27 protein-coding genes, 1 tRNA gene and 1 pseudogene are annotated in these 26,242 nt (G+C 64.3%); 18 read left to right on the top strand and 11 right to left on the bottom strand.

Annotated elements, in window-relative coordinates; all coding sequences use genetic code 11:
• Positions 1–230: 230 nt before the first annotated feature.
• Complete coding sequence (locus BZF61_RS00735) at positions 231–659, bottom strand: DUF2244 domain-containing protein (RefSeq protein ID WP_158094039.1); 429 nt, start codon at positions 657–659, stop codon at positions 231–233.
• Positions 660–819: 160 nt separating this feature from the next.
• The gene (locus tag BZF61_RS00730; RefSeq protein ID WP_086616715.1) at positions 820–1,233 is read right to left on the bottom strand and encodes a DUF2946 family protein; all 414 of its coding nucleotides are present in this window, start codon (positions 1,231–1,233) and stop codon (positions 820–822) included.
• A 335-nt stretch (positions 1,234–1,568) separates the two neighbouring features.
• On the opposite strand from BZF61_RS00730, the gene BZF61_RS00725 reads away from it, so the two are divergent.
• Complete coding sequence (locus BZF61_RS00725; RefSeq protein WP_086616908.1) at positions 1,569–3,407, top strand: CocE/NonD family hydrolase; 1,839 nt, start codon at positions 1,569–1,571, stop codon at positions 3,405–3,407.
• 4 nt (positions 3,408–3,411) lie between these two features.
• A complete protein-coding gene (locus BZF61_RS00720) occupies positions 3,412–3,606 on the top strand; it encodes a hypothetical protein (RefSeq protein ID WP_086616714.1) in 195 nt (64 codons plus the stop codon).
• Between the two features lie 10 nt (positions 3,607–3,616).
• Here the strand turns inward: BZF61_RS00720 and BZF61_RS00715 are convergent, their stop codons facing one another.
• The 3 genes from BZF61_RS00715 to BZF61_RS00705 all read right to left on the bottom strand — a co-directional run bounded on the left by BZF61_RS00715 (position 3,617) and on the right by BZF61_RS00705 (position 5,675).
• Positions 3,617–4,153 (bottom strand): sterol desaturase family protein, encoded by a 537-nt coding sequence (locus BZF61_RS00715; protein WP_086616713.1) that lies wholly within the window; start codon positions 4,151–4,153, stop codon positions 3,617–3,619.
• The gene (locus BZF61_RS00710) at positions 4,150–4,935 is read right to left on the bottom strand and encodes a fatty acid desaturase (RefSeq protein ID WP_086616712.1); all 786 of its coding nucleotides are present in this window, start codon (positions 4,933–4,935) and stop codon (positions 4,150–4,152) included. The genes BZF61_RS00715 and BZF61_RS00710 overlap by 4 nt, the downstream gene beginning before the upstream one ends.
• A 323-nt stretch (positions 4,936–5,258) precedes the next feature.
• Positions 5,259–5,675 (bottom strand): acyl-CoA thioesterase, encoded by a 417-nt coding sequence (locus BZF61_RS00705; protein ID WP_086616711.1) that lies wholly within the window; start codon positions 5,673–5,675, stop codon positions 5,259–5,261.
• 136 nt (positions 5,676–5,811) lie between these two features.
• On the opposite strand from BZF61_RS00705, the gene leuC reads away from it, so the two are divergent.
• From leuC to BZF61_RS00665, 8 genes are all read left to right on the top strand, one after another.
• A complete protein-coding gene (leuC, locus tag BZF61_RS00700; RefSeq protein WP_086616710.1) occupies positions 5,812–7,242 on the top strand; it encodes a 3-isopropylmalate dehydratase large subunit in 1,431 nt (476 codons plus the stop codon).
• A gap of 45 nt (positions 7,243–7,287) precedes the next feature.
• Entirely contained in the window at positions 7,288–7,464 is a 177-nt protein-coding gene (locus BZF61_RS00695) for an isopropylmalate isomerase (protein WP_086616709.1), read from the top strand.
• Between the two features lie 11 nt (positions 7,465–7,475).
• The gene (gene leuD / locus BZF61_RS00690; RefSeq protein WP_086616708.1) at positions 7,476–8,075 is read left to right on the top strand and encodes a 3-isopropylmalate dehydratase small subunit; all 600 of its coding nucleotides are present in this window, start codon (positions 7,476–7,478) and stop codon (positions 8,073–8,075) included.
• 27 nt (positions 8,076–8,102) lie between these two features.
• Positions 8,103–9,101 (top strand): NADPH:quinone oxidoreductase family protein, encoded by a 999-nt coding sequence (locus tag BZF61_RS00685; protein ID WP_086616707.1) that lies wholly within the window; start codon positions 8,103–8,105, stop codon positions 9,099–9,101.
• An 84-nt stretch (positions 9,102–9,185) separates the two neighbouring features.
• Positions 9,186–9,509, top strand: coding sequence for a DUF1476 domain-containing protein (locus BZF61_RS00680; RefSeq protein WP_086616706.1), 324 nt, complete (start codon positions 9,186–9,188; stop codon positions 9,507–9,509).
• Positions 9,510–9,513: 4 nt separating this feature from the next.
• Entirely contained in the window at positions 9,514–9,747 is a 234-nt protein-coding gene (locus BZF61_RS00675; RefSeq protein ID WP_086616705.1) for a BolA/IbaG family iron-sulfur metabolism protein, read from the top strand.
• 41 nt (positions 9,748–9,788) lie between these two features.
• A complete protein-coding gene (gene grxD / locus BZF61_RS00670; protein WP_086616704.1) occupies positions 9,789–10,115 on the top strand; it encodes a Grx4 family monothiol glutaredoxin in 327 nt (108 codons plus the stop codon).
• A 417-nt stretch (positions 10,116–10,532) separates the two neighbouring features.
• Positions 10,533–11,315, top strand: coding sequence for an NUDIX hydrolase (locus tag BZF61_RS00665; RefSeq protein WP_086616703.1), 783 nt, complete (start codon positions 10,533–10,535; stop codon positions 11,313–11,315).
• A 111-nt stretch (positions 11,316–11,426) separates the two neighbouring features.
• Here the strand turns inward: BZF61_RS00665 and BZF61_RS00660 are convergent, their stop codons facing one another.
• Genes BZF61_RS00660 through BZF61_RS00645 form a run of 4 tightly spaced genes read right to left on the bottom strand, consistent with a single transcriptional unit; the run spans position 11,427 to position 15,584 of the window.
• Entirely contained in the window at positions 11,427–13,961 is a 2,535-nt protein-coding gene (locus BZF61_RS00660; RefSeq protein ID WP_086616702.1) for a TonB-dependent receptor, read from the bottom strand.
• 38 nt (positions 13,962–13,999) lie between these two features.
• On the bottom strand, positions 14,000–14,410 hold the full coding sequence (locus BZF61_RS00655) for a nuclear transport factor 2 family protein (protein WP_086616701.1): 411 nt from the start codon (positions 14,408–14,410) through the stop codon (positions 14,000–14,002).
• Positions 14,410–14,841 (bottom strand): nuclear transport factor 2 family protein, encoded by a 432-nt coding sequence (locus BZF61_RS00650; protein ID WP_086616700.1) that lies wholly within the window; start codon positions 14,839–14,841, stop codon positions 14,410–14,412. The genes BZF61_RS00655 and BZF61_RS00650 overlap by 1 nt, the downstream gene beginning before the upstream one ends.
• On the bottom strand, positions 14,841–15,584 hold the full coding sequence (locus BZF61_RS00645; RefSeq protein WP_086616699.1) for an aspartate/glutamate racemase family protein: 744 nt from the start codon (positions 15,582–15,584) through the stop codon (positions 14,841–14,843). The genes BZF61_RS00650 and BZF61_RS00645 overlap by 1 nt, the downstream gene beginning before the upstream one ends.
• A 198-nt stretch (positions 15,585–15,782) precedes the next feature.
• On the opposite strand from BZF61_RS00645, the gene BZF61_RS00640 reads away from it, so the two are divergent.
• From BZF61_RS00640 to BZF61_RS00615, 6 genes are all read left to right on the top strand, one after another.
• Positions 15,783–16,445 carry a GntR family transcriptional regulator gene (locus BZF61_RS00640; RefSeq protein ID WP_086616698.1) on the top strand — a complete coding sequence of 221 codons (663 nt, stop codon included), beginning with the start codon at positions 15,783–15,785 and terminating at the stop codon, positions 16,443–16,445.
• A gap of 116 nt (positions 16,446–16,561) precedes the next feature.
• Entirely contained in the window at positions 16,562–17,485 is a 924-nt protein-coding gene (locus tag BZF61_RS00635; protein ID WP_086616697.1) for a hydroxymethylglutaryl-CoA lyase, read from the top strand.
• A 15-nt stretch (positions 17,486–17,500) separates the two neighbouring features.
• Positions 17,501–19,558, top strand: a complete 2,058-nt coding sequence (locus BZF61_RS00630) for a hydantoinase/oxoprolinase family protein (protein WP_086616696.1) — start codon at positions 17,501–17,503, stop codon at positions 19,556–19,558.
• Positions 19,559–19,563: 5 nt separating this feature from the next.
• Positions 19,564–21,453, top strand: a complete 1,890-nt coding sequence (locus BZF61_RS00625) for a hydantoinase B/oxoprolinase family protein (protein ID WP_086616695.1) — start codon at positions 19,564–19,566, stop codon at positions 21,451–21,453.
• Positions 21,450–22,634: a CaiB/BaiF CoA transferase family protein gene (locus BZF61_RS00620; protein ID WP_086616694.1), complete on the top strand. Its 1,185-nt coding sequence runs from the start codon at positions 21,450–21,452 to the stop codon at positions 22,632–22,634. Before BZF61_RS00625 ends, BZF61_RS00620 begins: the two co-directional genes overlap by 4 nt.
• Positions 22,634–23,320, top strand: a complete 687-nt coding sequence (locus tag BZF61_RS00615) for an isochorismatase family protein (RefSeq protein WP_086616693.1) — start codon at positions 22,634–22,636, stop codon at positions 23,318–23,320. Before BZF61_RS00620 ends, BZF61_RS00615 begins: the two co-directional genes overlap by 1 nt.
• Positions 23,321–23,336: 16 nt before the next feature.
• Here BZF61_RS00615 and BZF61_RS00610 read toward each other — a convergent pair.
• A protein-coding gene (locus BZF61_RS00610; RefSeq protein WP_245804441.1) for an IS5 family transposase occupies positions 23,337–24,111 on the bottom strand; the annotation gives its coding sequence in 2 pieces (ribosomal slippage) (positions 23,337–23,795 and positions 23,797–24,111; 774 coding nt in all).
• A gap of 174 nt (positions 24,112–24,285) precedes the next feature.
• Here BZF61_RS00610 and BZF61_RS00605 point away from each other — a divergent pair.
• Positions 24,286–25,063: pseudogene (locus BZF61_RS00605) on the top strand (IS5 family transposase).
• Positions 25,064–25,142: 79 nt separating this feature from the next.
• Here the strand turns inward: BZF61_RS00605 and BZF61_RS00600 are convergent.
• Positions 25,143–25,219, bottom strand: a tRNA-Arg gene (locus BZF61_RS00600).
• 61 nt (positions 25,220–25,280) lie between these two features.
• Here BZF61_RS00600 and BZF61_RS00595 point away from each other — a divergent pair.
• Entirely contained in the window at positions 25,281–26,168 is an 888-nt protein-coding gene (locus BZF61_RS00595; protein WP_086616692.1) for a queuosine precursor transporter, read from the top strand.
• Positions 26,169–26,242: the final 74 nt, after the last annotated feature.

Raw genomic sequence — 26,242 nt, 5'->3', positions numbered from 1 at the left:
CCCAAAGGCAGGTGCGATCCAAAGCATCGGGACAGCTCGTTGTCTCGCCATGAAGGGCGCTGAGAATGCGGGTGAGCCGCGCGCTTTCGGGGCAAGCGTCAGGCTATCGTGATGGAGCAAGGCGTCCCATGCGCGTTCCAACAGATACGGCCCGCCAGTGATCGCCAGCAGGATCAGCGCCGGCATCGGCAAACCAGTCGCCACAAATGGCTCATCCTGCCCTCATCGCGCTATGCCGGGTGCCGAGCGGCAGCCAGTTCGCGGGAAGTGAGGTCGGCAACCGCGCGGCGTTCTTCGATTCCAAGGCAGGTCGCAATCTCGATGCGGCGGTTGCGGTGTTCCAAAAACAGGCGCAGGCGCGCGGGGATCGCATCGTCGATCACGAAACGCGTGCCGATGAGCGGCCATTCGACCGTCTGGTGCGCGAGGCTGCACCAAAGGAGCTTGCCCTGATCGAGCGCGAGCCACTCGGCTGCGGGGGGCTTGCGGCGATGCCATTCCAGCACACCGACCAGCAGCGCCATGGTGCCGATGGCATAGGCCGGCACCAGCCATCGCCCGCTCAGAGCCGGCAGGATGGCCATCGCCATGAACACGCCCATGAGCACGGTGAAAGTGACGCGCGCATCCTGCGAGAGATGCGAGCGGTTTTCCTGCAAGTGCAGGATCAGACCTCTTGGACGGGCAAGCTGGGCAGGTTGACCCGCATGGTGCTGTGCGGTGTGGCAATCAAGAATGGCATAGATGACAATTGGCTCCGACAGCCCGGCGCACTCCCGCAGGAGCGCGCGAGCGTAACGACACAAGGGGTTCAGGGTGTCAGACGGAGGCGGGCGGCCCGCGCAACTGCGGCCGCAGGAAGGGGATATCGCGCGTCAGCAGCGTGGGGAGCGGGGCGAGGCCGAGCAGCAGGATAAAGACCAGCGCGCTCGCCAGCAGCAGGGGATCAACGGTGCCGATCCATGCCTGCCCAAGGCCCGAGAAGGCGCAAGGCGCCGCCTTGCCGCCCGCATCGGATTGATCGCCGCCATTCTCATGCTTGCCCGGAATGGCAATCTGCATCTGCTTGGGCGCCCCGCTGGCATCGGAGCAGATCCTGACGGTCAGGACACGGTTGCTGTCTGCCGCAAGCATGAACCCTGATGGCACGACCGCCTTGACCACGAGCACCAGGGCCAGCAGCAACAAGACGAGGCCCGCATGGCCCCGGATCATGGCGCGAAAATTCGGCATCACAACAAGCCCGTAGCTCTATCCCGCAGCGCTGTCACGATGCGCCCATTGCATAGGTGCTTGCATTGATCTCAATCATGCTCGGCGTACATCTCAGCACAAGGCGCAATCATCAACCCTGACGCAGCTTTGCCGCTTCGGCACGGCAGGATTCGCGTATTGATCGGACAGGCTGGATTAGCCCTCGTGTCCGTGCCATGCAAAGGAACATGCGCGGCAAAGCGCGCGATCCGAAACGGAGGCTTGGGCCTATGGCAAATCCGCAACAACAACCGGGGCGTGTCGCGCTCTGGCTCGCAGCGCTGGCGACTTTCGCCTTGCCGGGCTGGGAAAGCATGGCGCAGGACAAGCCGCCCAAGTTGACCGACACCATGCTCAACGAGCAGGTCGCCGAATATGACTGGGTTCGCCCCCAGGCCGATTACGTGCGCCGCACGGTGATGATCCCGATGCGCGATGGCACCAAGCTGTTCACGGTCATCATTCATCGCAAGGGCGTGACCGACGCCCCGATCCTCTTCACGCGCACGCCCTACAATGCCGACCGCATGACAAGCCGCAACCGCAGTCAGAAGATCGAGGAGATTCTTCCCATCGCTGACGCCGAATTCGTCAACGATGGCTATATCCGCGTCTATCAGGACGTGCGCGGCATGTATGGCTCGGAAGGCGATTACGTGATGAACCGGCCGCTGCGCGGGCCGCTCAACCCGACGAAGGTTGATCATTCCACCGATGCTTACGATTCGATCGACTGGCTGGTGAAGAACGTCAAGGAAACCAATGGCAAGGTCGGGATCACGGGGTCATCCTACCTCGGTTTCACCTCGCTCATGGCGCTGATCGATCCGCATCCCGCGCTCAAGGCGGCGGTGCCGCAGAGCCCGATGGTTGATGGCTGGATCGGCGACGACTGGTTCCACAATGGCGCGTTTCGGGTGTTTGGCTTTGATTTTGCGCTTGGTCAGACGGTGGCCAAAGGCGGCGGGGACGTGCCCAAGGGCATGGGCGATGAATATACCGCCTATCTCAAGGCGGGTTCGGCAATGGACTATGCCAAGGCCTATGGACTGCTGGAGCTGCCGACAATCCGCAAGATGCTCGAACACCCTGCCTATGACGCATGGTGGCAGGGCCAGGCGGTCGACAAGCTGCTCGGCGCGCGCAAGCTGACTGTGCCGGTCATGCTGGTGACGGGCCAATGGGATCAGGAAGACAGTTACGGCGCCCCGGCGGTCTACCGCGCCCTCGAACCGCAGGACGTGAACAACGACATGGTCAGCCTCGTCATCGGTCCGTGGCGCCACAGTCAGGTCAATTACGAGGCGCGGGCGCTTGGCCCGCTCGAGTGGGAAGGTGATACCGGGCTCCAGTTCCGCACGCGTTACATGAAGCCCTTTCTCGATTGTCACCTCAAGAGCCTTGCGCCTCCCTGCGATACGCCGCCGGTGCTCACCTATGCCACTGGGGCCAACCGCTGGGAGGTATCGCAGCAATGGCCTGCGGGAAGTTACACCCCGCTCTATCTCGACGCCGGATTTTCGCTGTCATGGATCCGGCCCGAAACAGGCAGCGATAGCTATGTGTCAGACCCGGCCAAGCCTGTCCCGATGCTCCCGCGCCCGATCCGGCTCGACGGCGAGCAATGGCGCACTTGGCTGGTGCAGGATCAGCGTTTTGTCGACGGCCGGCCCGACGTGCTCAGCTATGTCGGGCCGGTGCTCGATAAGCCGCTGCACATCAAGGGTGCCCCGAAGGTCGAGCTGCACGCGGCGACCAGCGGCAGTGACAGCGATTTCGTGGTCAAGCTGATCGACGTCTACCCCGAAGAATATTCGGCTAAACCGCATCTTGCCGGGTATCAGCTTGGCATCGGGATCGAAATCTTCCGCGGCCGCTACGTCCACGGCTTCGCCACGCCCGCTCCGCTTGAGCCTGGCAAGCCCTATGCCTTCCGCTGGGCACTGCCTGATGTCGATCACGTCTTCCTGCCCGGGCACCGGATCATGGTGCAGGTGCAATCGAGCCTTTTCCCGCTGTATGATCGCAACCCGCAAACCTGGGTGCCCTCGATCATGGAGGCGAAAAGCACCGATTACAAAGCCGCGACCCAGACCATTCACCGCGGCGGCACGATGGCCAGCGCAGTGTTGTTGCCGATTTCGCAAGACTGACGGCTTGCTTCAATCGCACGCGCCGCTGGGCCGTGCCGGTTCCCGGCAGCCCGAAGGCGTGCTCCACCCCGGCAGCGAATTCGACTTGCGATCGGGCAGCGCTGAGGAACGCGCCTCGGATAGGCTCGGACAAGCGCACGGGATTTTGCACCTGCGCCGTGCGGCGATGGCCAAGGCGCAGTTCCTCATCGGAGCCTGACCCAAACGCCCTAGAGGTTGCGGCCAACCACTTCGAAGCCGTCGTCCGCTGTGCCGACCGCATCACGCACCACGGCAATGCCCGCTTCCTTCTGCGCCTTCAGTTCGGCCTTGAGCTTGGCCGGATCGCGGGCGAAAACGAAGCCGAAGCTCACCCCGCCCTCCTTGCCGATCGTCGCATGGTGGAGCTTGTGCGCCTGCACCAGCCGCTTGGCATAGCCCTTGCGCGGCACCCAGCGGAAATAGCGCTGATGCACCAGCCCGTCGTGAACCAGAGTATAGATTACCCCGTAGAGGGTGATCCCCACCGCAAACCACCACAGCCAGTCCGAGTAGAGCGAGCCGTAGATGTACATTGCGGCATTGATCGTGCCGAACACCACGGCGAACAGATCGTTCTTCTCGAGCACTTTGTCGTGCGGCTCGTGATGGTCACGGTGCCAACCCCAGCCCCAGCCATGCATGATGTACTTGTGCGCATACCACGCGAACAGCTCCATCCCGATCAGCGAGGCCATCACGGTAAGAAAGATTTCGAGCCAGCTCATGCGGGCGCCTCTGCCGAAAATTCTGCGATTTCCACCTCGCCCACCCCGGCGCGCTTGGCCGCGGGCAAGCCCCACCATGGCACATCGGGCCGGTGGTGGTGCTCCAGATGGTAGCCGAAATGGAAGCAGGTGGCGAGACTCACCAGCGTGCCGAAATCATTGCTGCGGGCATTGTGACGGTCAGCGAAAGGCTTGTCCTCGCGGTGGCAATGGGGAAGGAAGGTGCCGAAATAGAACAGCTGCAGCGAAGATCCGAGCGCGGGCAACCCGTAAAGCAGCACGATCTGCGCCATCGGGATCCCGAGCAGCAGCCAGTAGATGCCGACGACAGTGTGCACGAACAGGAGCGAGCGCCACCCGAAATAGCGCCGGAAGAAGGTGACATACCAGCGCCAGAAATCATCCGGATGGTGCTCGTCGAAATCGGGATCGCCGGCACGGCCCGCGAGCCGGTGATGCGCGAAATGCGCATCGCGAAGCCGGTTCCAAGCGAACCCGGCGTAGAGTGCCAGCAGCACTGCGCCGATCGCCGAATTCAGTTTCGGCCTGCCAGGCACCAGCGTCCCGTGCATCGCATCATGACAGATGATGAACACGCCCACCGAAAGCCAGCACTGCACGCCCGCGATCATCAGCGCGAGCGGCCAGTTGCCCCACGTGAGTTCGAACACGAACATCGCATAGGCGTGGATCGCCAGCCAACTCCCCCCAATTGCCAGCGCCAGCGCGAGGCCGATGGCGCGCTGGAAGGCGTGCGGGGGCAAGGCGAAATCTGGTTTCATCTGGCGGAGGATACGCGCGAAGCTTGCATGGAGATGCCTATAGAGCGGCTGCGAGGCTGCGCAATCGCGTTTCGCGCAGCGCTGAACGACACGCCTTGCCCGCTTTGCGATGGGCAAGGCGTGTCGCCAGACCTCGTGGCGGCGGATATCGGGCCGGGGTCGAAAAACCCGGCATCGGGATTGACCCTCGCCTCGACGCTCGGCGCGCACGGATGCGCTGGCTTTGCACGAACTGGCCGCCTTTGTGCTGCTTTCGACCTGATCGGCGCCGCGAAAGGCAGAGCACCGGAAGCCGGGCTTGCAAGACCGCGCCTTAAGCGCGCTCACTCCCCCTTGGGAAAGAAGAACGCGCGCAGGTGTTCCCCGATGCGTGCCGGGCGCAGGGTTTCGGCGTCGATGCAGCACCACGAGGACTGCACCTCTGCCAGCACCTCTTCGCCGCGCTTGATCAGCGTCGAATAAAAGGCGCGCGCGCCATTGAAGCCTTCGAGCACGGTCTGCGCAATCACCGTGTCATTGAGGAAGGCAGGTTTGCGGTAGGTGATCTCATGCTTGAGCGCGACCCAAGCCTTGGACGCCACATCCTCGGCCGGAGCAATCCCGCGCCAATGCGCCAGCACCGCCTCCTGCACCCAGTTGAGATAGCGCGCATTGTTGACGTGCCCCATGAAGTCGATGTCGGCCGGTTCGACCGTGATCGGGTGGAGAAAGGGGGCGGCGCGAGATGTGCTTGCTGACATATTTGTCAGTCATAGCCGAGGAAGCTTGCAAATGCATGACGAATTTGCCGCACCGCAAGCACACATCTTGCGCAGAGCCGAGGAGCGCGTCTAATCGCGCTCCCCCGCCCCATTTGCAGACAGGAAACATGACCCGATGGCGAGCCGCCCGCGCACCCTCTACGAAAAAATCTGGGACGCCCATGTGGTCGAGACCCGCGATGACGGCACGGCGCTGATCTATATCGACCGCCACCTCGTCCACGAGGTGACCAGCCCGCAGGCATTCGAGGCGCTGAAGATCGCCGGTCGAGCGGTGCGCCGCCCTGAATTGACGCTGGCGGTGCCCGATCACAATCTGCCCACCACCGCGCGGCTGGACGCGGACGGAAAGCCGGTGCCGATTGCCGATCCCGAAAGCGCCGCGCAGCTCGCCGCGCTCGAGGTCAATGCATCGGCCTTCGGCATCCGCTACATTCCCGCGACCGCGAAAGAGCAGGGGATCGTCCATGTGGTCGGGCCGGAGCAGGGCTTCTCGCTGCCGGGCACCACTATCGTATGCGGGGATTCGCACACCGCCTGCCACGGGGGCCTGGGGGCCCTCGCCTTCGGCATCGGGACGAGCGAAGTCGAGCACGTGCTCGCCACCCAGACGCTGTTGCTCCAGCAGTCCAAGCCGATGGAAGTACGGGTGGAGGGCGATCTCGGCCCGGGCGTTTCGGCCAAGGACCTGATCCTGCACATCATCGGCAAGATCGGTGCGGCAGGCGGGAGCGGCCATGTCATCGAATATCGCGGCCGCGTGTTCGAGCGCATGACCATCGAGGAGCGCCTGACGGTCTGCAACATGAGCATCGAGGCGGGCGCACGTGCCGGGCTGATCGCGCCGGATGACACCACCTTCGCCTATCTCAAGGGTCGGCCGATGGCCCCCAAGGGCGCAGATTGGGACGCAGCGGTCGCCTATTGGCGCACGCTGCGCTCGGATGACGGTGCGATCTTTGCCAAGTCCGTGACGATCGCGGCCGGCGATGTCGAACCCAGCGTTACCTGGGGCACCAGCCCCGAGGACGTGGTGCCCATCGGCGGGCGCGTGCCGCACCCGGAGGACTTCGCCGACGAGAGCAAACGGGTCGCGGCGCAAAAGAGCCTCGCCTATATGGGCCTGACCCCCGGCACGCCGATGACGCAAATTCCTATCGAAAACGTCTTCATCGGCTCGTGCACCAACAGCCGGATCGAAGACCTGCGCGCCGCCGCCGCAGTGCTCAAGGGCCGCCGCAAGGCCGCCAATGTGCGCTGGGCGATCGTCGTGCCGGGTTCGGGCCTCGTCAAGGCACAGGCCGAGAAGGAGGGGCTCGACAAGGTGTTCATCGATGCCGGATTCGAATGGCGCGAGCCGGGCTGTTCGGCCTGCCTCGGCATGAATCCCGACAAGGTGCCGGCGGGCGAACGCTGCGCTTCGACCAGCAACCGCAATTTCGTGGGGCGGCAGGGTCCGGGGGCGCGCACGCACCTCGTCAGCCCCGCGATGGCCGCCGCCGCCGCCGTCACCGGGCGGCTTGCCGATGTGCGCGATCTGGTGTGACGTCGGCCCCTTGAACAACCGCAGCGCGAGGCGCATGAAACAACCATGACCGACAAGCCCAGGAACAATACCGCCCGCACCGCCGCGATCGCCGCTGTGGGCGCCATCGGATCGGCGGCCATCGCGGCCGCGCTGCTCTACGCAGGCAAGCGCAAGAAGAAGGCCGAAGAGCCGGCCAGGCCCGACGCCATCCCTTCGGGCGAACCACCCCAGACCGACTGACAGGAACCGCCATGCAGCCGCTCACCCGCGTTCAAGGCCGCGCCATTCCGCTTGGCCTCAAGAATGTCGATACCGACATCATCATCCCCGCCAAGTGGCTCAAGACCATCAGCCGCGAGGGCCTAGGCGCGGGCGCGTTCGAGGCGCTCAGGGCGGAGCCGGGCAATGTCTTCGACGATCCTGCCTACAAGGGCGCGCCGATCCTGATTGCGGGCGACAACTATGGCTGCGGCTCCAGCCGGGAGCACGCGGCCTGGGCGATGCTCGACCTCGGTATCCGCGTTGTCATTGCGCCGAGCTTTTCCGACATCCACTCGGGCAACGCGGTGAAAAACGGCATCCTGCCGGTGGTGCTGCCGCAGGACGCAGTCGACCGGCTGCTTGAGGTGGCGCGCGAGGGACTGGAGATCACAGTCGATCTCGAAGCGCAGACCGTCACCACCCCTTACCAGGACCGCTTCGTCTTCGAGATCGACCCGTTCCGCAAGCATTGCCTACTGAACGGACTGGACGAGGTCGGCCTGACGATGGCACGGAGCGAGGCGATCGGAGCTTTCGAAGCGGCCCGCGCCGCTGCGCAGCCGTGGTTGATGCGCGGCACCGCCGCCTGACACACCAGACTTACGGGAGAGGACGAGATGAAAGCCATTCGCAGCCACGCAACCGGCGGGCCTGAAACCCTGACGCTCGATGAGGTCGAAGTCCCGACCCCCGGCAAGGGCGAGGTGCTGGTTGCGGTCAAGGCCTGTGCAATCAACTATCCCGACACGCTGATCATCCGTGACCTCTACCAGTTCAAGCCGCCGCGCCCGTTCTCGCCCGGCGGCGAGATCGCGGGCGTGATCGAAGCGCTCGGCGAGGGGGTTGAAGGCTACCGGATCGGCGACGCCGTGCTGGCCGGGATCGGCAATGGCGGCCTTGCCGAAAAGGTCGTGGTGCCGGTCGGAAGAATGTTTCCGATACCGGACGGCGTGCCTTTCGAGAAGGCCGCCAGCTTGCTGATGACCTATGGCACCACCATCCACGGCCTCAAGGATCGCGGCCACATCAAACCGGGAGACACCGTCCTGGTGCTGGGCGCGGCGGGCGGCGTGGGCCTGTCGGCAATCGAACTCGCCAAGGCCTTCGGCGCACGCGTGATCGCCGCAGTCTCTTCCCAGGCCAAGGGCGAGATTGCCCGCAAGGCAGGCGCCGACGACGTGGTGATCTACCCGCGCGAGGCGATGGACAAGGATGCCTCCAAGGCGCTCGCAGACGCCTTCAAGAAGGCCTGCGGGCCGGAGGGCGCGAACATCGTCTATGACATCGTCGGCGGGCAATATTCCGAGCCGGCGCTGCGCGCTATCGCCTGGGAGGGCCGCTTTCTGGTGGTCGGCTTTCCCGCCGGGATCGCTAGGATGCCGCTCAACCTGACCTTGCTGAAATCCTGCGATATCTGCGGCGTGTTCTGGGGTGCCTTCACCATGCGCGAGCCGGAGGCCTTTCGCGCGCAGGTGCGCGAGTTGTTCGACCTGATGAAGGCCGGCAAGATCGACCCGCTGATCAGCGAAACCTTCCCCCTCGAGCGCGCCGGCGATGCCATCGCCAAGCTCGAAAATCGCGAGGCGGTAGGCAAGCTCGTGGTGACGATGGAATAATCTTCCTCACCCCGGCTTGGCGCTTGAAGCCGCGGGCGGGCCGCTTTATCGCTGGGGGCGGATCGTATCCGAAGGGACACCGAAATGACCGATTTCAACGACCGCAAGCGCGCCGAGGAAGCCCACTTCGCGCTTGAGGAGGAAACCGCCTTCCGCATCGCTGCACGCCGCAACCGGCTGCTGGGCGAATGGGCAGCAAAGCTGATGCAGCTCACTCCGGCCGAGGCCGACGCCTACAAGAAGGCCGTGGTTCAGGCCGATTTCGAGGAAGCCAGCGATGAGGACGTGATCCGCAAGGTGCTGGGCGATCTCACCGCCGCTGGAACCGAGATTTCCGAGGCCGATATTCGCGCCAAGCTCGACGAATTGGCGATTGAGGCGCGCCGCCAGCTGCTCGGCGAGGCCTGATCCCATGCCGATGAGCGCCGCCGCCATCGAGGCTGCCATCCTCGCCGCCCTGCCTGGGGCGACGGTCGAGCTGACCGATCTTGCCGGAGACGATGATCACTGGGCGGTCACCGTCACCGCGCCGCAATTTGTCGGGAAGAGCCGGGTGGCGCAGCATAAGATGGTCTATGCGGCCTTCGGCGTTCGCATGGGTGGCGAACTCCACGCCTTGCAAGTCACCACCAAGGTTCCCACTTGAACCGCGCAACCCGTTCACCCCATCAGAGGCCGCACCGCAGCATGTCCGATATCAACGCCCGCATTTCCGATCTCGTCACCCGCAATGATGTCGTGCTGTTCATGAAAGGCACCCCGCTGTTCCCGCAATGCGGCTTTTCCAGCCGTGCGGTTGCGATCCTCGATCAGTGCGGGGTCGCCTATGAAAGTGTCGACGTGCTGCAGGACATGGAAATCCGGCAGGGCATCAAGAGCTTTTCCGACTGGCCGACCATCCCGCAGCTCTATGTGAAGGGCGAATTCGTGGGCGGCAGCGACATCATGATGGAGATGTTCGAGGCCGGCGAATTGCAGCAGCTGTTCAACGAACGCGGCGTGGCGAAAATCTGAGGTCGCGCACGCGCCTGTGCGTGCGCCATTTTCCGCGGGCGGCGGATCTGCGTCCGGCTTGGCCTGCGGCTGCTTGGGCCATCATAGCCTCACCACACGCCAAGCGCAGGCATGGCTCGCATGAGCATACAAGACAGCGGCAATCGGGAAACAAAAAACGCCCCGCCGGACCAGAGCGGGGCGTTTTTCTTTGTGGGGAGGCGCCGCCCGAAAACCAGGAAGGGCGCGCCTCGATGTGAAGACCATTGGGACCGCATCCCGTAATGCATGGTGCGTGCCAAATAAGGAAAACCACGCATTTCCGGGATTTTGCAGCTGATCCGCAAGGGTCGTGGCGGCGCTCTTGTAAAGCATTCCGACACCCTGTTCAAACCAGCCGCTTGGCAAGGCCCTGCCGCCGCGCCACATTGCCCGGCAATGACCAGCGATTCCTCTTCTCAGGGCATTCCCGCCGCGACCATCATCATTTTCCGCAACGGCCCGGCGGGCGGCCCACCGGAAGTGCTGATGACCGTCCGCTCGTCCGGCATGAGCTTTGCCGGCGGCATGGCAGTGTTCCCCGGTGGGCGGGTCGATCAGGCGGACTTCGCGCTCGGCGAAAGGATCGCCGCCGCCCATGGCCTCTCACCGGACGAGGCCGCGCACCAGATCGCGGCGGTGCGCGAAACGCTGGAGGAAACCGGGTTGGCGATGGGTCTGGCTGGCGCGATCGACGCGCAGCGGGCCGCTGCCGCGCGGGCGATGCTGGCTGAGGTTGGCGCGCTGGAACCGGTGCTGGCGGAATTCGGCTGGCAGCTCGATCTTGCCCAGATCACCCCGTTTGCCCGCTGGTTCCCCAAGAACGAGCGCATCCCGCGCGTCTATGACACGCGTTTCTATCTCGCCAATCTTGGCACCGGCGCGGTGGAAGTGTCGATTGACCAGTCGGAAAACACACGCCTGTTCTGGATCTCGGCCCAGGGTGCGCTGGACGCGGCAGAGCGCGGCGAGATCAAGCTGATCTTCCCGACCCGCCGCAATCTCGAACGGCTCGCGCTGTTCGCCAGCTACGACGAGGCCCGCGCTCAGGCCGAAGCGATCCCGGTCAAGACGATCACGCCCCGTGTCGTCGAGGAAGGCGGGAAGGCCTGGCTGACCATCCTTGCCGACGCTGGTTATCCGGTAACGGCGGAACTGCTGGAGACCGTCGCGCGGGGGTGAAGGCTGCGTGCCCCGCCCTCGAACAGCGCAGCGGCAGGACAGTCACGACCGACAAAGACGGCGGCGCGGGTCCCTTGCCCGTCACCGCCGCGTTGAGCCAAGCCGAAAGGCTCAGAACTTGTAGCCGAACTCCACCCCGAGGCGCTGACGCCCGCCGGGCGAGATGAACGAACCGCCAAATTCGACCGCAGTAATCACCTCGTTCAGGTACTTCTTGTTGAACAGGTTTTCAGCATAGGCGAACAGCGACCAGCGGTCGGTCTCGACCCCGATGCGCGCATCGACCACGCCGAAGGCATCGCGGCGCGAAACCGAATAGTCGGCATCGCCGACGAAGGCCGGCAGGCCCAGCGCCGAACCCGGCAGCAGGCCGCTGAACAGCGTCGGATTGGTGTCGTCCTGCAGCGTATGGAACCACGTCGGACCGGTGACGCGGTAATCGACGCGGCTGACGAAATCCATCGAGCTGGTCATCGGCACGTCAAGCTGGGTGCCGAAGTTCAGCGTGTAATCGGCGGTGTAGGGCGACTTGTTGCCGACCGTCACCGGACGCGAGGCGTTTTGCTTGATCTCGCTCTCGGTCACGTTGGCCGAGCCGAACACGGTCCAGCCCTCGATGATCTCGGCCGTGAGGTTGAGCTCGCCGCCGTAGATCTCGACCTCGTCGATGTTCGAGACCACGCGCAGCAGGCCGAAGCCGCCGACGAAGAACTCGAAGAACTGCATGTCGTCGATGGTGGTGTAGTAGCCCGCCAGATCATAGGTGATGCGGCCATCGAGTAGGCTGCCCTTGATCCCCGCCTCGAACGCGCTCGAGACTTCCTTGCGATACTGGTCGTTGATCAGCACATTGGTGCCGATGAACTGGTTGAATGCCTGATCGACGATCGCCGCCGAACCCTGGTTGTTGAACCCGCCCGATTTGAAGCCGATGCCCCAGTTGGCATAGAGGTTGGCATTGTCGTCCACCGCGTAGCGCAGCGAGATCTTGGGCTGGAACTGCTTGAAGGTCTTCGACTGGTCGGGGATCGGCTGGACCACGCCGTTGATGACCTGCTGACCGGGGTTGATCGGCCCGCCAGTGAAGGGATCGAACACCGCCGGAACGAGGCTGCGGACCGAGCGGTCCTCGATGTCGTAACGGCCCGCGACCGAGATGTTGAACCGGTCGGTGACATCGAAATCCGCCGCCGCGAAGAGCGCATAGACATCGGTCTTGAAGGAATCGTTGTAAAGCTGGGTGGTCGGGTTGGACGAGCCGGGCGCATTGTAAAGCTGGCGGATTACCCCCTGCCCGAGATCCGCACCGAGGCTGACGCCCACTTCGCGGTCAATGTGCAGGTAATAGGCGCCGACCTGCCAGTTGAACGGCCCATCACCGTTTGAGGCGAGGCGGATTTCGGCGCTTATATCGCTCTGCTCGCGGATCTGGAACTGGGTGCCGTCGCAGGTGGTCGGGCTGTAGGGGCCGAAGGTCGAGCCATTGGCCGGCGCGAAGATGAAGGGCACCGGGATCTGGCCGATGAAGGCCGGCGGGTTGAGGGGATAGCCGGTCAGCTGCGCGGTCGAGGCAAAGCAGGCGTTGGACGCCGCTACCGAGGCCGGAGTCGCGCCGGGGAAGGTGAAGCGCGCGAAATCGGCCGAAGTGCCGTCAGCGGTCAGCGACTGGTCGACATCGCTATAGAGCGCCCAGGCTGTCAGCGTGACGCTGTCGAATTCGTGCTCGATCTTGGCCGAGGCCTCGAAAGTGGTCTGATCATTGGTCGGACGGATGTTCGAGTAGAAGCCGAAAGGATGCTCGTTCACGTCCTCGAAGAAGGCCGGGTTGGCAGCGGCGAAGTTGGGCAGGTGGAAGCTGGCGTTGAAGTTGATCGAGGCGCCGGTAAGGTCGGCATAGCGGGCCTTCACGTCCAGCTCGGTATTCGGGCCGAGCGCGGCGACGAAGCGCCCGTCGACAGACCAGATCTCCTGATCGTCGATGGTCTTGGAATTGTTCAGGAAGCGGTTGCGGAAGAAGCCATCCGTGGTCGAGTAGTTGCCCGACAGCACGAAGCCAGCGCCCTCGCCCACCGGCACCGAGACATAGCCGGTGGCAAGGTAGGTGTTGTCCTGAGCCGCGCGCAGCGTCACCCCGCCTTCGAGTGTGTCGCCCGGCTTGACGGTCTGGATCACGATCGCACCCGCCGCCGCGTTGCGGCCATAGAGCGCGCCCTGCGGGCCCTTCAGGATTTCCACCTGGCGCATCGTGCCCTGGTTCTGGTTCAGTTGCGCGGTGTTGGTCTTGAGGATCCCGTCAACCACGAGCGCGACCGAGCTTTCCGCATCGCGCGCTCCGTTGATGCCACGGATGTTGATCTGGGTATCGCCCGCTTCGGCGGTGCCGGTGACGATCGTCACGCCCGGGGTCAACTGGATGAAGTCGTCGGCGCGCTGGACGCCGGTTCTGGCAAGCGCCTCGGCCCCGAATACGGTGAGCGCGGCAGGCACTTCGGCAACGCTTTCCGACTGGCGGCGCGCGGTGACGATGATGGCGTTGTCTTCCTGGGCGGCCTGATCGGCGGCCGGGGCATCCTGGGCGATGGCGGGCGCGGACAGGGCGATGGCGCCAAGAGCCGCGCTGGAGGCAAGAACGAGACGGATATTCATGGGACGGCTCTCCTCGGAGGGATCGATAGGGCAAGGCTTCACACGAGCGGGTTGGCCCCGCTCATGTAGACATAGACTTCCTGGAACTTCGCGCCGCCCGGGCCGGGCCGCAAACGCCAGAAATTGGTGTTCTCGAGCAGCGTCACCTGACCTTGCGCATCGTGCAGCTCGGCGGTGAAGCAGGCGCTGATGCGCCCATTGGCCGCGTCCACGGTGCAGGTGAAATCGCGATGGATGATGGTGTCATAGGCGGCGAAGAAATCCTCGAACATGCGGCGGATCTCGGCCTTGCCGCTATGCCGGGTAAAGGCCGTCTGGATGCAGAACAAGGCGGTTTCATGGAAGCAGTCCAGCACCGCCTCCAAGTCCTTGGCATCGACGCGGGCGAAGTATTTGTTGAGCGCGAAGTCGATCAGCTCAGCCCGCGTCAGTGTGGGTTCGTACTGCATCAGGCGTCTCCCGCCTTCAGCAGGTTTTCGCCCGACATGTAGACATAGACGCGGTGGAACAGCCGGTCCTTGAGATAGAAGCGGTTGCAGTTCTCATAGCGCAGCTCCTCGCCGCCATTGGGGGTGATGAGCACCGTGAACTGGCTGCACACCGCGTTGGTTTCGGGGTCGGCGGTGTGGACGAAATTGCCGTGCCAGATGGTCTCGAAATCGGCGAAGAGCTTGACGAACATCGCCCGGATCGCCTCGCGCCCCCTGTGCACCGTGTTGCTCGTCACCTCGGTCAGGATGGCATCGGGGGTGAAGCAGTCGAGCACCTGCTCCATGATCTTGTTGTCGACCCCGTCGAAATAGCGCTTGGTGACGATATCGACGTAAAAGGGATAGGGCAGCGGCGTCTGACCCGGGCCGCCTTCTTGCCATTCGCTCATCAGTACCAGCCCTTTCGGATATCGGCGAACATCGGCACTTCGGGTGCGGGAAAGGCCTTTTTCGAGTGGCTGAGCCTCAGCTCGATCAAAGTCTCGAGGTTCTTGTAGGCGACCTGCCCTGGGTTCAGCACCGGCACAGGCAGCTCGCTCTGGAGATAGGCCGCGGACTGGTGCATGGTGGTCGAGCCGAGCACGATCACGTCCGCTCCGTCCTCCTCGATGGCGCGCATCGCCTCGGTCTTGAGCTTGGCGAAGACGACCTCCTCCTTGCCTTCGAGCAGCTCGGTCACGTCCGGCCGCGTGTCGATCGAACGCACCGAAGCGCAACGGTGTTTCCAGCCGTGCTGGCTCAGAACCTTCTCGTAAAGCGGGAACCACTGCGGCCACATGGTGATGATCGAGAACGCCTTGCCAAGCATCATCGCGGCGGCGAAGCTGGCTTCGCCAGGGCCAACGACGGGAATGTTGAGCACCGAGCGCAGCGGCCAAAGCCCGGAATCGCTCACCGTGTCGATCAGCACCCCGGCATAGCCCTCCTGCTCGGCCGTCACGCCCGCCTGGAACACCGTCCAGTCCATCAGCAGGGTGTCGTGATAGGAATCGCCGAGCGCCGCGCCCCAGCGCACGGCCTCGAAGGTAGGCGCAAAGCCAGGGCGCACGAGGCCGTCGGGAAGCTGCTGGGCGCGGTTGGCCACCCCGGCTTCATCCATGGCGATCGGCACGATGACCTTGATGCGGTTCACGGCACTCCCCTGTTGCCTTGCGCCAAGCTGGTTATTGTATACAAAACGCTCTCGTCAAGCCTAAACAGACGTGTTGCGCGAAGCGACGGTGAAGTGTGTTTTTGTCACCTCACCGCACTTGCGGCCCGCACACCAAGCACGCACAAGGAAGCCCATGAACACCCCCTGCCTCGCCCCGGCCCGCGGGAATATGCGCAAATGAGCCGCGCCTCCGAGCGCGCCTATGCGGCGATCCGCGCGCACCTGCTCAGCGGGCAGGTGAAAGCCGGAGAGCAGCTGACCGAAGACCAGCTGACGCAGATCACCGGGGTCAGCCGCACCCCGGTGCGCGAGGCAGTGCGGCGGCTGGAGAACGAGCTGCTCTTGGTGCGCTCGGACACCAAGCGCCTGTTCGTCGCCGACTGGAGCCGCGACGATATCGAAGAAATGTTCACCCTGCGCCAGATGCTCGAATGCCATGCGGCCGAGCGCGCCGCACGACGGATGACGCCGGGTCAGTTGGCCGAGATGGAGGCGGTGAATCGCGAGCTCAAGGCCGCGATCGCGCTGCCCGAGCCCGATGTCGCGCGCTTCCTTGATGCCAATCGCGCCTTCCATGACGCCATCATCGCGGCGGCGGCTTCGCCACGCCTCGGGCAGATGCTCGCCCGCTTGGTCGAGGCTCCGGTGGTGCTGCGCACGGCGCGCACCTATTCGCCTGAGGACCTGCGCCAGTCGGCGCGCGACCACGACGAACTGATTGCCGCCTTCGCCGCCGGCGATCCGGAATGGGCCCGCGCGGTGATGGGCAGCCATCTGCGGCGGGCTTTCCACACCTTCGCCCGGACAGTCGGCCCGGCGACAGATGCACGGGACACATGACGACGCAAGGCGAAACTTGCGGTTCCAATGAATTCGTCACGCCAAGCACGATTGCAATTGTATACAAACTGCGCCATGCACCCCTGCACGGTCCCCGCAAGCACAGGTGATTCAGGATGTCAGCCGCGCACATCGAACCGGTGCCCATCGCACTTGTGGAAGTAGGTCCGCGTGACGGGCTCCAGAACGAGCCGGACATCATTGCGACCGAGACGAAGCTCGATCTGATCACCCGCATGATCGGCTATGGCGCACGGCGGCTGGAGGTGGCGAGTTTCGTCCACCCGGCGCGCGTGCCGCAGATGGCCGATGCGGAAGGCGTGATCGCCGGATTGCCGGACCGGGCGGACTGCACCTACGTGGGCCTCGTGCTCAACAAGCGCGGGGTGCTGCGCGCGCTCGCAACCCGCGAAGGCGGCAAGCGGGGCGTCGATCAGGTCGGCTGCGTGGTCGTCGCCAGCGACACCTTCGGCCAGAAGAACCAGGGCCAGACCATCGCGCAAGGCATCGCCGAAACCCGTGAAATGCTACGCTTCGCCCGCGCCGAGGGCATCCGCGCGCAGGTCACCATCAGCGCCGCTTTCGGCTGCCCTTTCGAGGGCGAGGTGAAGCACGACACCGTGCTCGCCATCGCCGAGGAGCTGGCCGCGGAAAGCCCTGAGGAGATCGCGCTTGCCGATACGATCGGCGTCGGCACGCCTTGGGAAGTGGGCGAATTGTTCGGCAAGCTGGGCGAAAGGCTCGCAGGCAAGATCCCGATGCGCGCCCATTTCCACAACACCCGCGGCACCGGCATCGCCAACGCGTGGGAGGCCTACAAGGCGGGGGTTCGCATTTTCGACGCCTCATTGGGCGGCCTCGGCGGCTGTCCCTTCGCCCCGCGCGCGACGGGCAATATCGCCACCGAGGACCTGATCTACATGATGGCGCGTTCAGGGGTGGAAACGGGCATCGATCTCGACGCGGCGATTGCCGCTAACAGGTGGTTTGCAGGTGTGCTGGGGCGCGAATTGCCCTCGGCCGTCGCGCGCGCAGCATAGGCTAGAGGAAGAGGTATGACATACAGGCTGGGTGTGGATGTGGGCGGGACTTTCACCGACCTCTTGCTGTTCGACGAGGCGAGCGGCGCCTTCTGGCGGCACAAGACCCCTTCGACCCCGCATGATTCTTCCGAAGGCATCCTTGCGGGGGTGAAAGCGATCACCGAAAAGGCCGGCATCACCGCGGCCGACATCACCTATTTCCTGCACGGCACCACGGTTGCCACCAACGCGGTGCTCGAAGGCAAGGGCGCTCGCGTCGGCCTCGTCACAACCCAAGGCTACCGCGACATCATGCAGATCGCGCGCTCCTACGTGCCGGGCGGTCTTGCAGCCTGGATCGTGTGGCCCAAGCCCCAGCCCCTCGCGCGTCTGGAGCACACGGTCGAGGTGCCGGGCAGGATGGATGCGCAGGGCCGCGAAGTCGCCCCGCTCGACGAGGACGCGGTGCGCGTTGCGCTGCGCAAGCTCAAGGGCGAAGGCATCGAGGCGCTGACCGTCAGTCTGATGAACGCCTATCTCAACGGCGCGCACGAAACGCGGATCGGCGAAATCGCGGCGGAAGAGCTGCCCGGCATCCCCGTTTCGCTCAGCCACGAAGTCCTGCCCGAAATGCAGGAATACGAGCGCACGCTGTCAACCGTCGCCAATGCCGCCGTGCGCCCGGTGGTGTCGAAATATATCTCCAACTTGCGCGACCGTCTGGAAGCCGAAGGGTTCAAGGGCCGCCTTTCGCTGCTGCGTTCCGATGGCGGGTTGATGAGCAGCCAGAAGGCCGAGGAGCACCCGGTCAACATCCTCATGTCCGGCCCTGCCGGCGGGGTGACAGGCGCGCTGTGGGTGGCCCGCAATGCCGGCTTCGAGAACATCCTGACCCTTGATGTCGGCGGCACCTCCACCGACGTCGCGCTGATCCAGGGGCTCGAACCGCGCCGCCAGCGCACCACCGAAGTCGGGCACCTGTCGGTGCGGGCTTCGGCGCTCGATGTGAAGACCGTGGGTGCCGGCGGCGGTTCGATCGCGCACGTGCCCGAACTGACCAAGGCGCTGCGTGTCGGCCCGGAAAGCGCGGGCGCTGTGCCGGGGCCGGTTGCCTATAACAAGGGCGGGCAGCTTCCGACCGTGACCGATGCCAACGTCGTGCTCGGCTACCTGCCCGAAGACCTGCTCGGCGGCAGCTTCAAGCTCGACCGCGAAGGCGCCAAGAAGGCGGTGCAGACCATCGCCGATGCGCTCGGGGTGACGCTGATGGAAGCCGCGCGCGGGATCATCGACATCGTCAATGAAAACATGTTCGGCGCGCTGCGGATGATCTCGGTGCAGCAGGGCTACGATCCGCGTGAATTTGCGCTGATGGGCTTCGGCGGCGCCGGCCCGCTGCATGTCAATGCGGTCGCCCGGCTGATGGGCAGCTGGCCCGCGATCTCGCCCGTCTCCCCCGGCGTGCTCTGTGCGCTGGGCGACGCCACCACCCGGATGCGCACCGAGACCGCGCGCAGCTTCTCGCGCCTCGCCCGTGACACCTCGATCGCCGATCTCGTCGCAGTGCTCGACGAGATGGCTGCACAGACCCGCAGCGAATTGCTCGCCGACGGTATTGCCGAAGACCAGATCACCTCGCTGTTCGAGATCGACGTGCGCTACGCCGGGCAGGCTTTCGAGGTGCCGCTGACCATCACGCAGCATGTCCTCGAACAGGACGGGATCGAAGGCATCCTTGCCCGCTTCGATGAAGAACACCGCAGGCTCTTCACCTTCAACATGGATACGCCGCACGAGATCGTGAACCTGCGCGCGGTGGCGCTGGGTCAGGCCCCGGCCCTGCCCGCTGCCGAACTGCCCAAGGGCGATGGCGATCCCCGCGCTGCCAAGATCCGCGACCATGTGATGTGGATCGACGGCGAGGAACGCCCAGCCGTGATCTATGACCGTGCTAGGCTCAGGCAGGGCGACGTCATCGAAGGCCCCGCGATCATCACCGAGATGGATTCGACCACGCTGGTCGAACATGACTGCCGAGCGACTGTCGACGCTGTCGGCAATATCCTCATCACCTTGAAGACGGGAGGCTAAGACCAATGCCGGCTCGCATCATCCAGACCAACCCCGCCCCCTTCAACACGGTCGCAATCGACCCGGTCACGCTCGACATCATCGAGAACGCGCTGAGGAACGCGCGCATCGAGATGGACGCAACCCTCGTGCGCACCGCGATGAGCCCCGGCATCCGCGAACAGGGCGACGCCTTCCCGCTGATCTCGGACCCTGCCGGCAAGATGATCGTCGGCCAGTTCGGCAGCTTCATCGACGGCTTCCTCAAAAGCTACGAGGGCACCATCGAGGACGGGGACATGATCTTCCTGTCCGATCCCTACTCCTGCGCGGGCGCAATCAGCCATTCGAACGACTGGCTGGTGCTGCTCCCCGTGTTCAAGGACGGGCGCCTCATCGCCTATACCGCGATGTTCGGCCACCAGAGCGACATTGGCGGACGGGTTCCCGGGTCAATGCCGATCGGCGCGTCCTCGATCTTCGAGGAAGGCGTGCGCATCCCGCCGGTCAAGATCTGGAGAAAGGGCGAATACAACGAAGACCTGATGAAGCTGGTGATGCACCAGACACGCAAGCCCGACTGGTGCCAGGCTGATCTCAACGCCCTGATCGCCAGCTGCCGCGTCGCCGCGCGCCGGGTGATCGAAATGGCCGATCGCTTCGGGGATGATGTCTATGTTTCGGCCACACAGGAATTGCTGGCGCGCAACCACCGCGCGATGAAGGCCCTGCTCGCCATGGCGGTGGCCGAAGAGCCGGTGAGCTTCGAGGACTACATCTGCGACGACGGCAAGGGCTATGGGCCCTACAAGATCCGCTGCACCATGTGGCGCGAGGGGGACAAGGTGATCCTCGATTTCGATGGCACCGATCCGCAGTCGGCGGCCTCGATCAATTTCTTCCTCAACGAAAACATGTTCAAGATGTTCTTCGGCATCTACATGATCATGGTGTTCGATCCGCAGATCCTGTTCAATGACGGGTTCTATGATCTGATCGAAGTGCGCATTCCGGAAGGCTCGCTGCTCAAGCCGCGCTTTCCCGCTGCGCTGTCGGGCCGCACCCATGCGCTGGGCCGCATCTTCGATATCCTGGGCGGGCTGCTCGGGCAGAAGACGCCGGAGTTTCTCAACGCTGCCGGCTTCTCCTCCTCGCCGCACTTGTTCTATTCGGGCTGGGACAGCCGCGAGGACGGGACGCGCGACTGGTTCCAGCTGTTCCAGATCGGCTTTGGCGGCATTCCCGGGCGGCCGCTGGGCGACGGGCCGGACGGACACTCGCTCTGGCCAGGCTTCACCAATGTCCCCAACGAATTCCTCGAACGCTATTTTCCGCTCAGGATCGAACGCTATTCGACCGCGCCCGACAGCGGCGGGGCGGGCTTGCACCGCGGCGGCAACGGCATCCACATGACCTACCGCTTCCTTGCCGATGGCGAGATCGCGATCCACGACGATCGCTGGTTCGTGCCGCCCTGGGGCGTCAATGGCGGCCGCCCCGGCGCGCGGGCGCGCAAGGTGTTGGAACGCGCCGATGGATCGCAAGAAATCATCGGCAACAAGGTCGAGAATGTCGCGGTCAAGGCCGGCGATCTGCTCCACTTCATCACCTGGGGCGGGGGCGGCTGGGGCGACCCGCTGGCGCGCGATCCGGAACTTGTAGGTCTCGAAATCCGACAGGGCCTCGTCACCCCCGAAGGGGCGCGCGCCTATGGCGTGGTCGCCGATGCCGAGGGCGTGGTGGACGCCGCCGCGACCGAGGCGCTGCGCGCGGAAATGTCGGCCGCGCGCGGGGAGCTGCCCCTGTTCGATTTCGGCCCCGGCATCGACGCGCTGCGCGCCAATTGCCTCGCCGAAACCGGCCTTCCCGCCCCCATCCAGCCGATCTGGACGACCTTGAGGGAGGCTGCGGAATGAGCGGCGCACTCGATGGGATCAAGGTCGTCGAGATGGGTCAGCTGCTGGCCGGCCCGTTCTGCGGGCAATTGCTCGGCGACATGGGCGCAGATGTCGTCAAGATCGAGCCGCCTGGCGCGGGCGATCCGATGCGCAACTGGGGCCAGGGCGAGGAAAAGGTGCAGTGGGAAGTGATCGCCCGCAACAAGCGCTCGGTCACCTGCAACCTGCGCGTGCCCGAGGGTCAGGCGCTCGCCAAACGGCTGATCGCCGAGGCCGACGTGCTGATCGAGAACTTCAAGCCCGGCACGCTCGAACGCTGGGGCATGAGCCCGGCCGAGCTTCACGCCAAGAACCCCGGTCTTATCATCGCCCGCATGTCGGGCTACGGGCAGGACGGCCCCTATTCCAACCGCGCCGGTTTCGGCGGGATCGGCGAGGCGATGGGCGGCTGGCGCTACATCGTCGGCGAACCCGACCGTCCACCAAGCCGCATGGGCATTTCTATCGGCGATACGCTGTGCGCGACCTATGGCTGCATGGGCGTGCTCGCCGCGCTCCATCACCGCGACAAGACCGGCGAGGGTCAGGTGGTGGACTCCGCGCTCTACGAGGCGGTGTTGCAGGTGATGGAGGGCCTCATCCCCGAATATGACCGCAACGGCGTGATCCGCGAGCGGTCAGGCTCGGTGCTCAAGGGCATTGCCCCCTCCAACGTTTATACCTGCAAGGACGGCAGCTACATGATCGGCGCCAATGGCGATGCCATCTTTGCCCGCCTGTGTCAGGCGATGGGGCGCCCCGAACTGGCGAAGGACGAACGCTACGCCACCCACATCGCCCGCGGAATCCACCAAGAAGAGCTTGACGCGCTGATCAACGCCTGGACCGCGACGCTGACCGTCGAGGAGGTCGATGCGCTGATGATCGAATATTCGATCCCCGCAGGCAGGGTCTATCGCGCCCCCGACATGCTCGCCGATCCGCATTTCCAGGCGCGGCAGGCGATCATCGAGGTCGAAACGCAGAACCGGGGCAAGATCAAGATGCAGAACGCCTTCCCCAAGCTGTCGAAGACGCCGTCGAGCATCCGCCGCCCCGCGCCTGCCACGCCCGGGCAGGACAATGCGGAGGTTTATGGCGAGCGGCTTGGCCTGGATGCCGCCGAACTGGCACGGCTGGCCGCCGCGGGCATCATCTGATGGCCGGCCCCTCGGCAGCCGACAATTATGCGGGCGTGTTCGAGGGTCGGCTACAACCGGGCGCCCGCCCGGCGCTGCTGATCGTCGATGTGGTGGCGGCCTATCTCACCGAAGGCTCGCCGCTTTACATGGCGAGCGCCGAGGCGGCCAAGCAGAGCAATCGCCGCTTGGCCGAAGCCGCGCGGGCAGCTGGGGTGCCGGTGGTGTTCACCAATGTGCGCTACAAGCCCGATGGATCGGACGGCGGGGTGTTCTACCGCAAGGCGCCGGTGCTTAAGGCATTTGTCGAAGGCTCCCCGCTCGGCGCCTTCCCGCCCGATCTGGCGCCGCAAGCGGGCGACCGGGTGTTCACCAAGCAATATCCCAGCGCCTTCTTCGGGACCGGCCTTGCCGAAACGCTCCACGCCGAGGGCATCGATACGCTGCTCGTCACCGGCTATTCCACCTCGGGCTGCGTGAGGGCGAGCGCGCTCGACGCGATGCAATACGGCTTCATCCCGCTGGTGGTCCGCGAGGCCTGCGCCGACCGGCACCCGGAGCCGCACGAGGCCAACCTGTTCGACCTTCAGGCCAAATATGCCGAGGTGATCAGCGAGGCCGAGGCCTTGGCAGTGATCTCAGGTGGTGCTGGTCTGGTGGACTGGTTGCCAAGCCAATCCCGGTCTGATGGATTGGTCCGGGAATGAAGACGACAAAAGAGGGCTAGGTCACCGACTCATTATGGCGCAACCAGATTATGATTGAGGCGAGTTGGACAGAGGCGAGGAAGTTGTCGTCTTGCTTGTCGTATCGGGTCGTCACTGCCCTGAAATGCTTGATTTTGCTGAAGACGTACTCGATCAGGTTGCGGTATCGGTAGAGGATTGGGCTGAAGTCTGATCTGCGGACGCGCTGGGGCATTGGCGGGATGTTGGCGAAAGCGCCCTTGTCGGCAATCGCTGCGCGCAGCCTGTCGGCATCGTAGGCGCGGTCGGCGAGCAGCACCGAGCCAGGCGTCAGGCTGTCGAGCATGAGATGCGCGCTGCGCCCGTCGCAGGCTTGGCCTTCACTCAGCACGAGGCCGATCGGCAAGCCATTGGCATTGACCATGGCGTGGACCTTGGTCGTCAGGCCGCCGCGCGAGCGACCCATGCAACGGAATCGGCCATCTTTTTTGGGCGTTGGCAGCGTGCTGGTGGACGCGGATCGATGAGGAGTCGATCATCTGGATGTCGCCCGCATAAGCTTGTGAAACTGCCTCCAATATTCGCTTCGACACACCCGCCTTGCGCCAGCGGTTGAAGCGGTTCACGCAGGTGGTGTGCGGCCCGTGACGCGACGGAATGTCCGCCCAAGGTGCCCCCGTGCGTAGCCGCCAGAATATCCCGTTCAAAACCCGCCGGTCATCAACCCGCTTCACGCCACGCACCTTTGTCGGCAGCAAAGGCTGGATCACAGACCATTCGAAATCAGTCAGATCAAACCGCGCCATCAGCATCTCCCTTCCGCGAAACACTGAATCAGAACTCAATGATCTTGGAAATCCCGTTTATGGGTATGTGACCTAGAGTTTTCCGCCTTGCTCAGCTCCGGCAGGCTGGTTTCACCGGCTGAGTTTGCCAGCATTATCGGGGGGATATTCCCGATCGCGCTGTGCAGGAGGCTGCTTGGCATGTCGCGTTCGTTGTTCTGTTTGTCGGACGAAGCGTGGGCTGCGATCGAGCCGCACTTGCCGAAGCACCACCCCGGAGCGCGACGGGGCTGATGATCGGCAAGTGATCTTGGGCATCATTCATAGGCTCAAGTGCGGCGGCCGCTGGGCCGATGTGCCAGCCGAGTACGGCCCGGCGACAACGATCTACAACCGCTGGTACAGGTGAAGCCGGCCGGGCATCTGGACCCGCATCCTCTCGGGGTTGACCGAGGAGAACTGGGTCACCGAGACCGCCATGATCGACAGCAGCGACATCAAGGCCCACCGCTCTGCCGGTGGCGCAAAAGGGGGGCGCGGGCCAATGCCATTGGCATTTCGCGTGGCGGCCGGACAACGAAGTTCCACGCGCTTGTCGATGTCCTCGGGAGGCCGCTCCGCCTCGTCCTGACACCGGGCAACACGTCGGACGTGAAAGGTGCGGACCTGCTGATCGGCGAAACCGTCGGAATGAAGCGGGTGATCGCCGAGCGTGGCGACGACGCGAACCGCATCAGGGCCGCCTTGCGCGAACAGGGCACGATCCCTGTGATCCCGGGACGGCGCAATCGAAAGCGTCCGACCGAGTATGACCAACGTCGCTACAAGGACCGCTGGCAGGTCGAGGCCATTTTCTGCCGCCTCAAGGCGTTGGCTGCGCTGCCCTTCGGGTCCGCCGCATCGCTACTGCTACGACAAGCTCGCCAGAAACTTCCTATCCGCCGTAGGCCTCGCAGCAGCGGTCGCCTTCTGGCTGTGATGGGGTCTCAACCCCCGTCCGAAGCGCATTTGCAGGTGTGGGCCAAACCACACCTGCGGTTCTATCTTTTGTTCGGGAATGGCGCGCCCGGCAGGACTCGAACCTGCTGCCTCAAGATTAGAAGTCTCGCGCTCTATCCAGATGAGCTACGGGCGCGCGCCGGATGCGTCATTAGCGCGCTTTGCCGGACAGGCAAATCGCGCTAACCCTCGACGCGATGGAAAACACCTCTCCCGGCCTCCAGCCCGATCCCGCCGCCGCCTTCGACCGAGATCCCACCGACGGGATCGTCGCCACCAGCCGCCCGCCGGTGACCTTCCGCTATTTCGATCTGGTGATGGCCGGCTTCGTTACCATTCTGCTGCTCTCGAACATCATCGGCGCGGCCAAGCTGACCTATGCCAGCGTGCCGTTCTGGCCCGAAGGCTGGTGGCCCGCCCCGCAAGGCACCTTTATCTATGGCGCGGGGATCCTGTTCTTCCCGCTGGGCTACGTGATCGGCGACGTGCTGACCGAGATCTACGGCTTTGCCAAGGCGCGCCGGGTGATCTGGGTGGGGACGGCGGCAATGATCTTCCTTGCCTTCATGTCCTATATCGTTACCGCCCTGCCCGCCTTCGACGGGTGGGAATGCGCCGCCAGCGGCTTTGGCGGAGAGCGCCCGCCGACCACCACCGCCGATCCGGCGATCCCCGGCGGGGCGATCTGCCAGATGACTTATGAAAGCGTGTTCGGCAGCACCTGGCGCATCGTGGTTGCCTCGATCACCGCCTTCTGGGCGGGGGAATTCGTCAATTCCTTCGTGATGGCCAAGATGAAAGTGTGGACCAAGGGCCGCGCCCTGTGGAGCCGCACCATCGGCTCGACCTTCGTCGGGCAGGGCGTGGACAGCATGATCTTCTATCCGGTCGCCTTTCTCGGCATCTGGACGACCGAGGCCGTGCTGACCGTGATGGTCACCAACTGGGCGCTGAAGGTGGCGTGGGAAGCGGTGCTCACGCCGGTGACCTATCTCGTGGTGAACCGCCTGAAAGCGGCCGAGGGCATCGACCTTTTCGACATCGACACCGACTTCTCGCCCTTTGCGACCAGCACCAAGGGCTGACATCACACCGCCGCGCAATAAAATGTCGAAGTTGACAAAAGTGACACCGTGTCACCTATATCATTTCCAGTTTT

The organism is Erythrobacter tepidarius, assembly GCF_002155695.1.
GTDB lineage: Bacteria > Pseudomonadota > Alphaproteobacteria > Sphingomonadales > Sphingomonadaceae > Erythrobacter > Erythrobacter tepidarius.
This window is presented reverse-complemented; position numbering and strand designations above follow the sequence as displayed.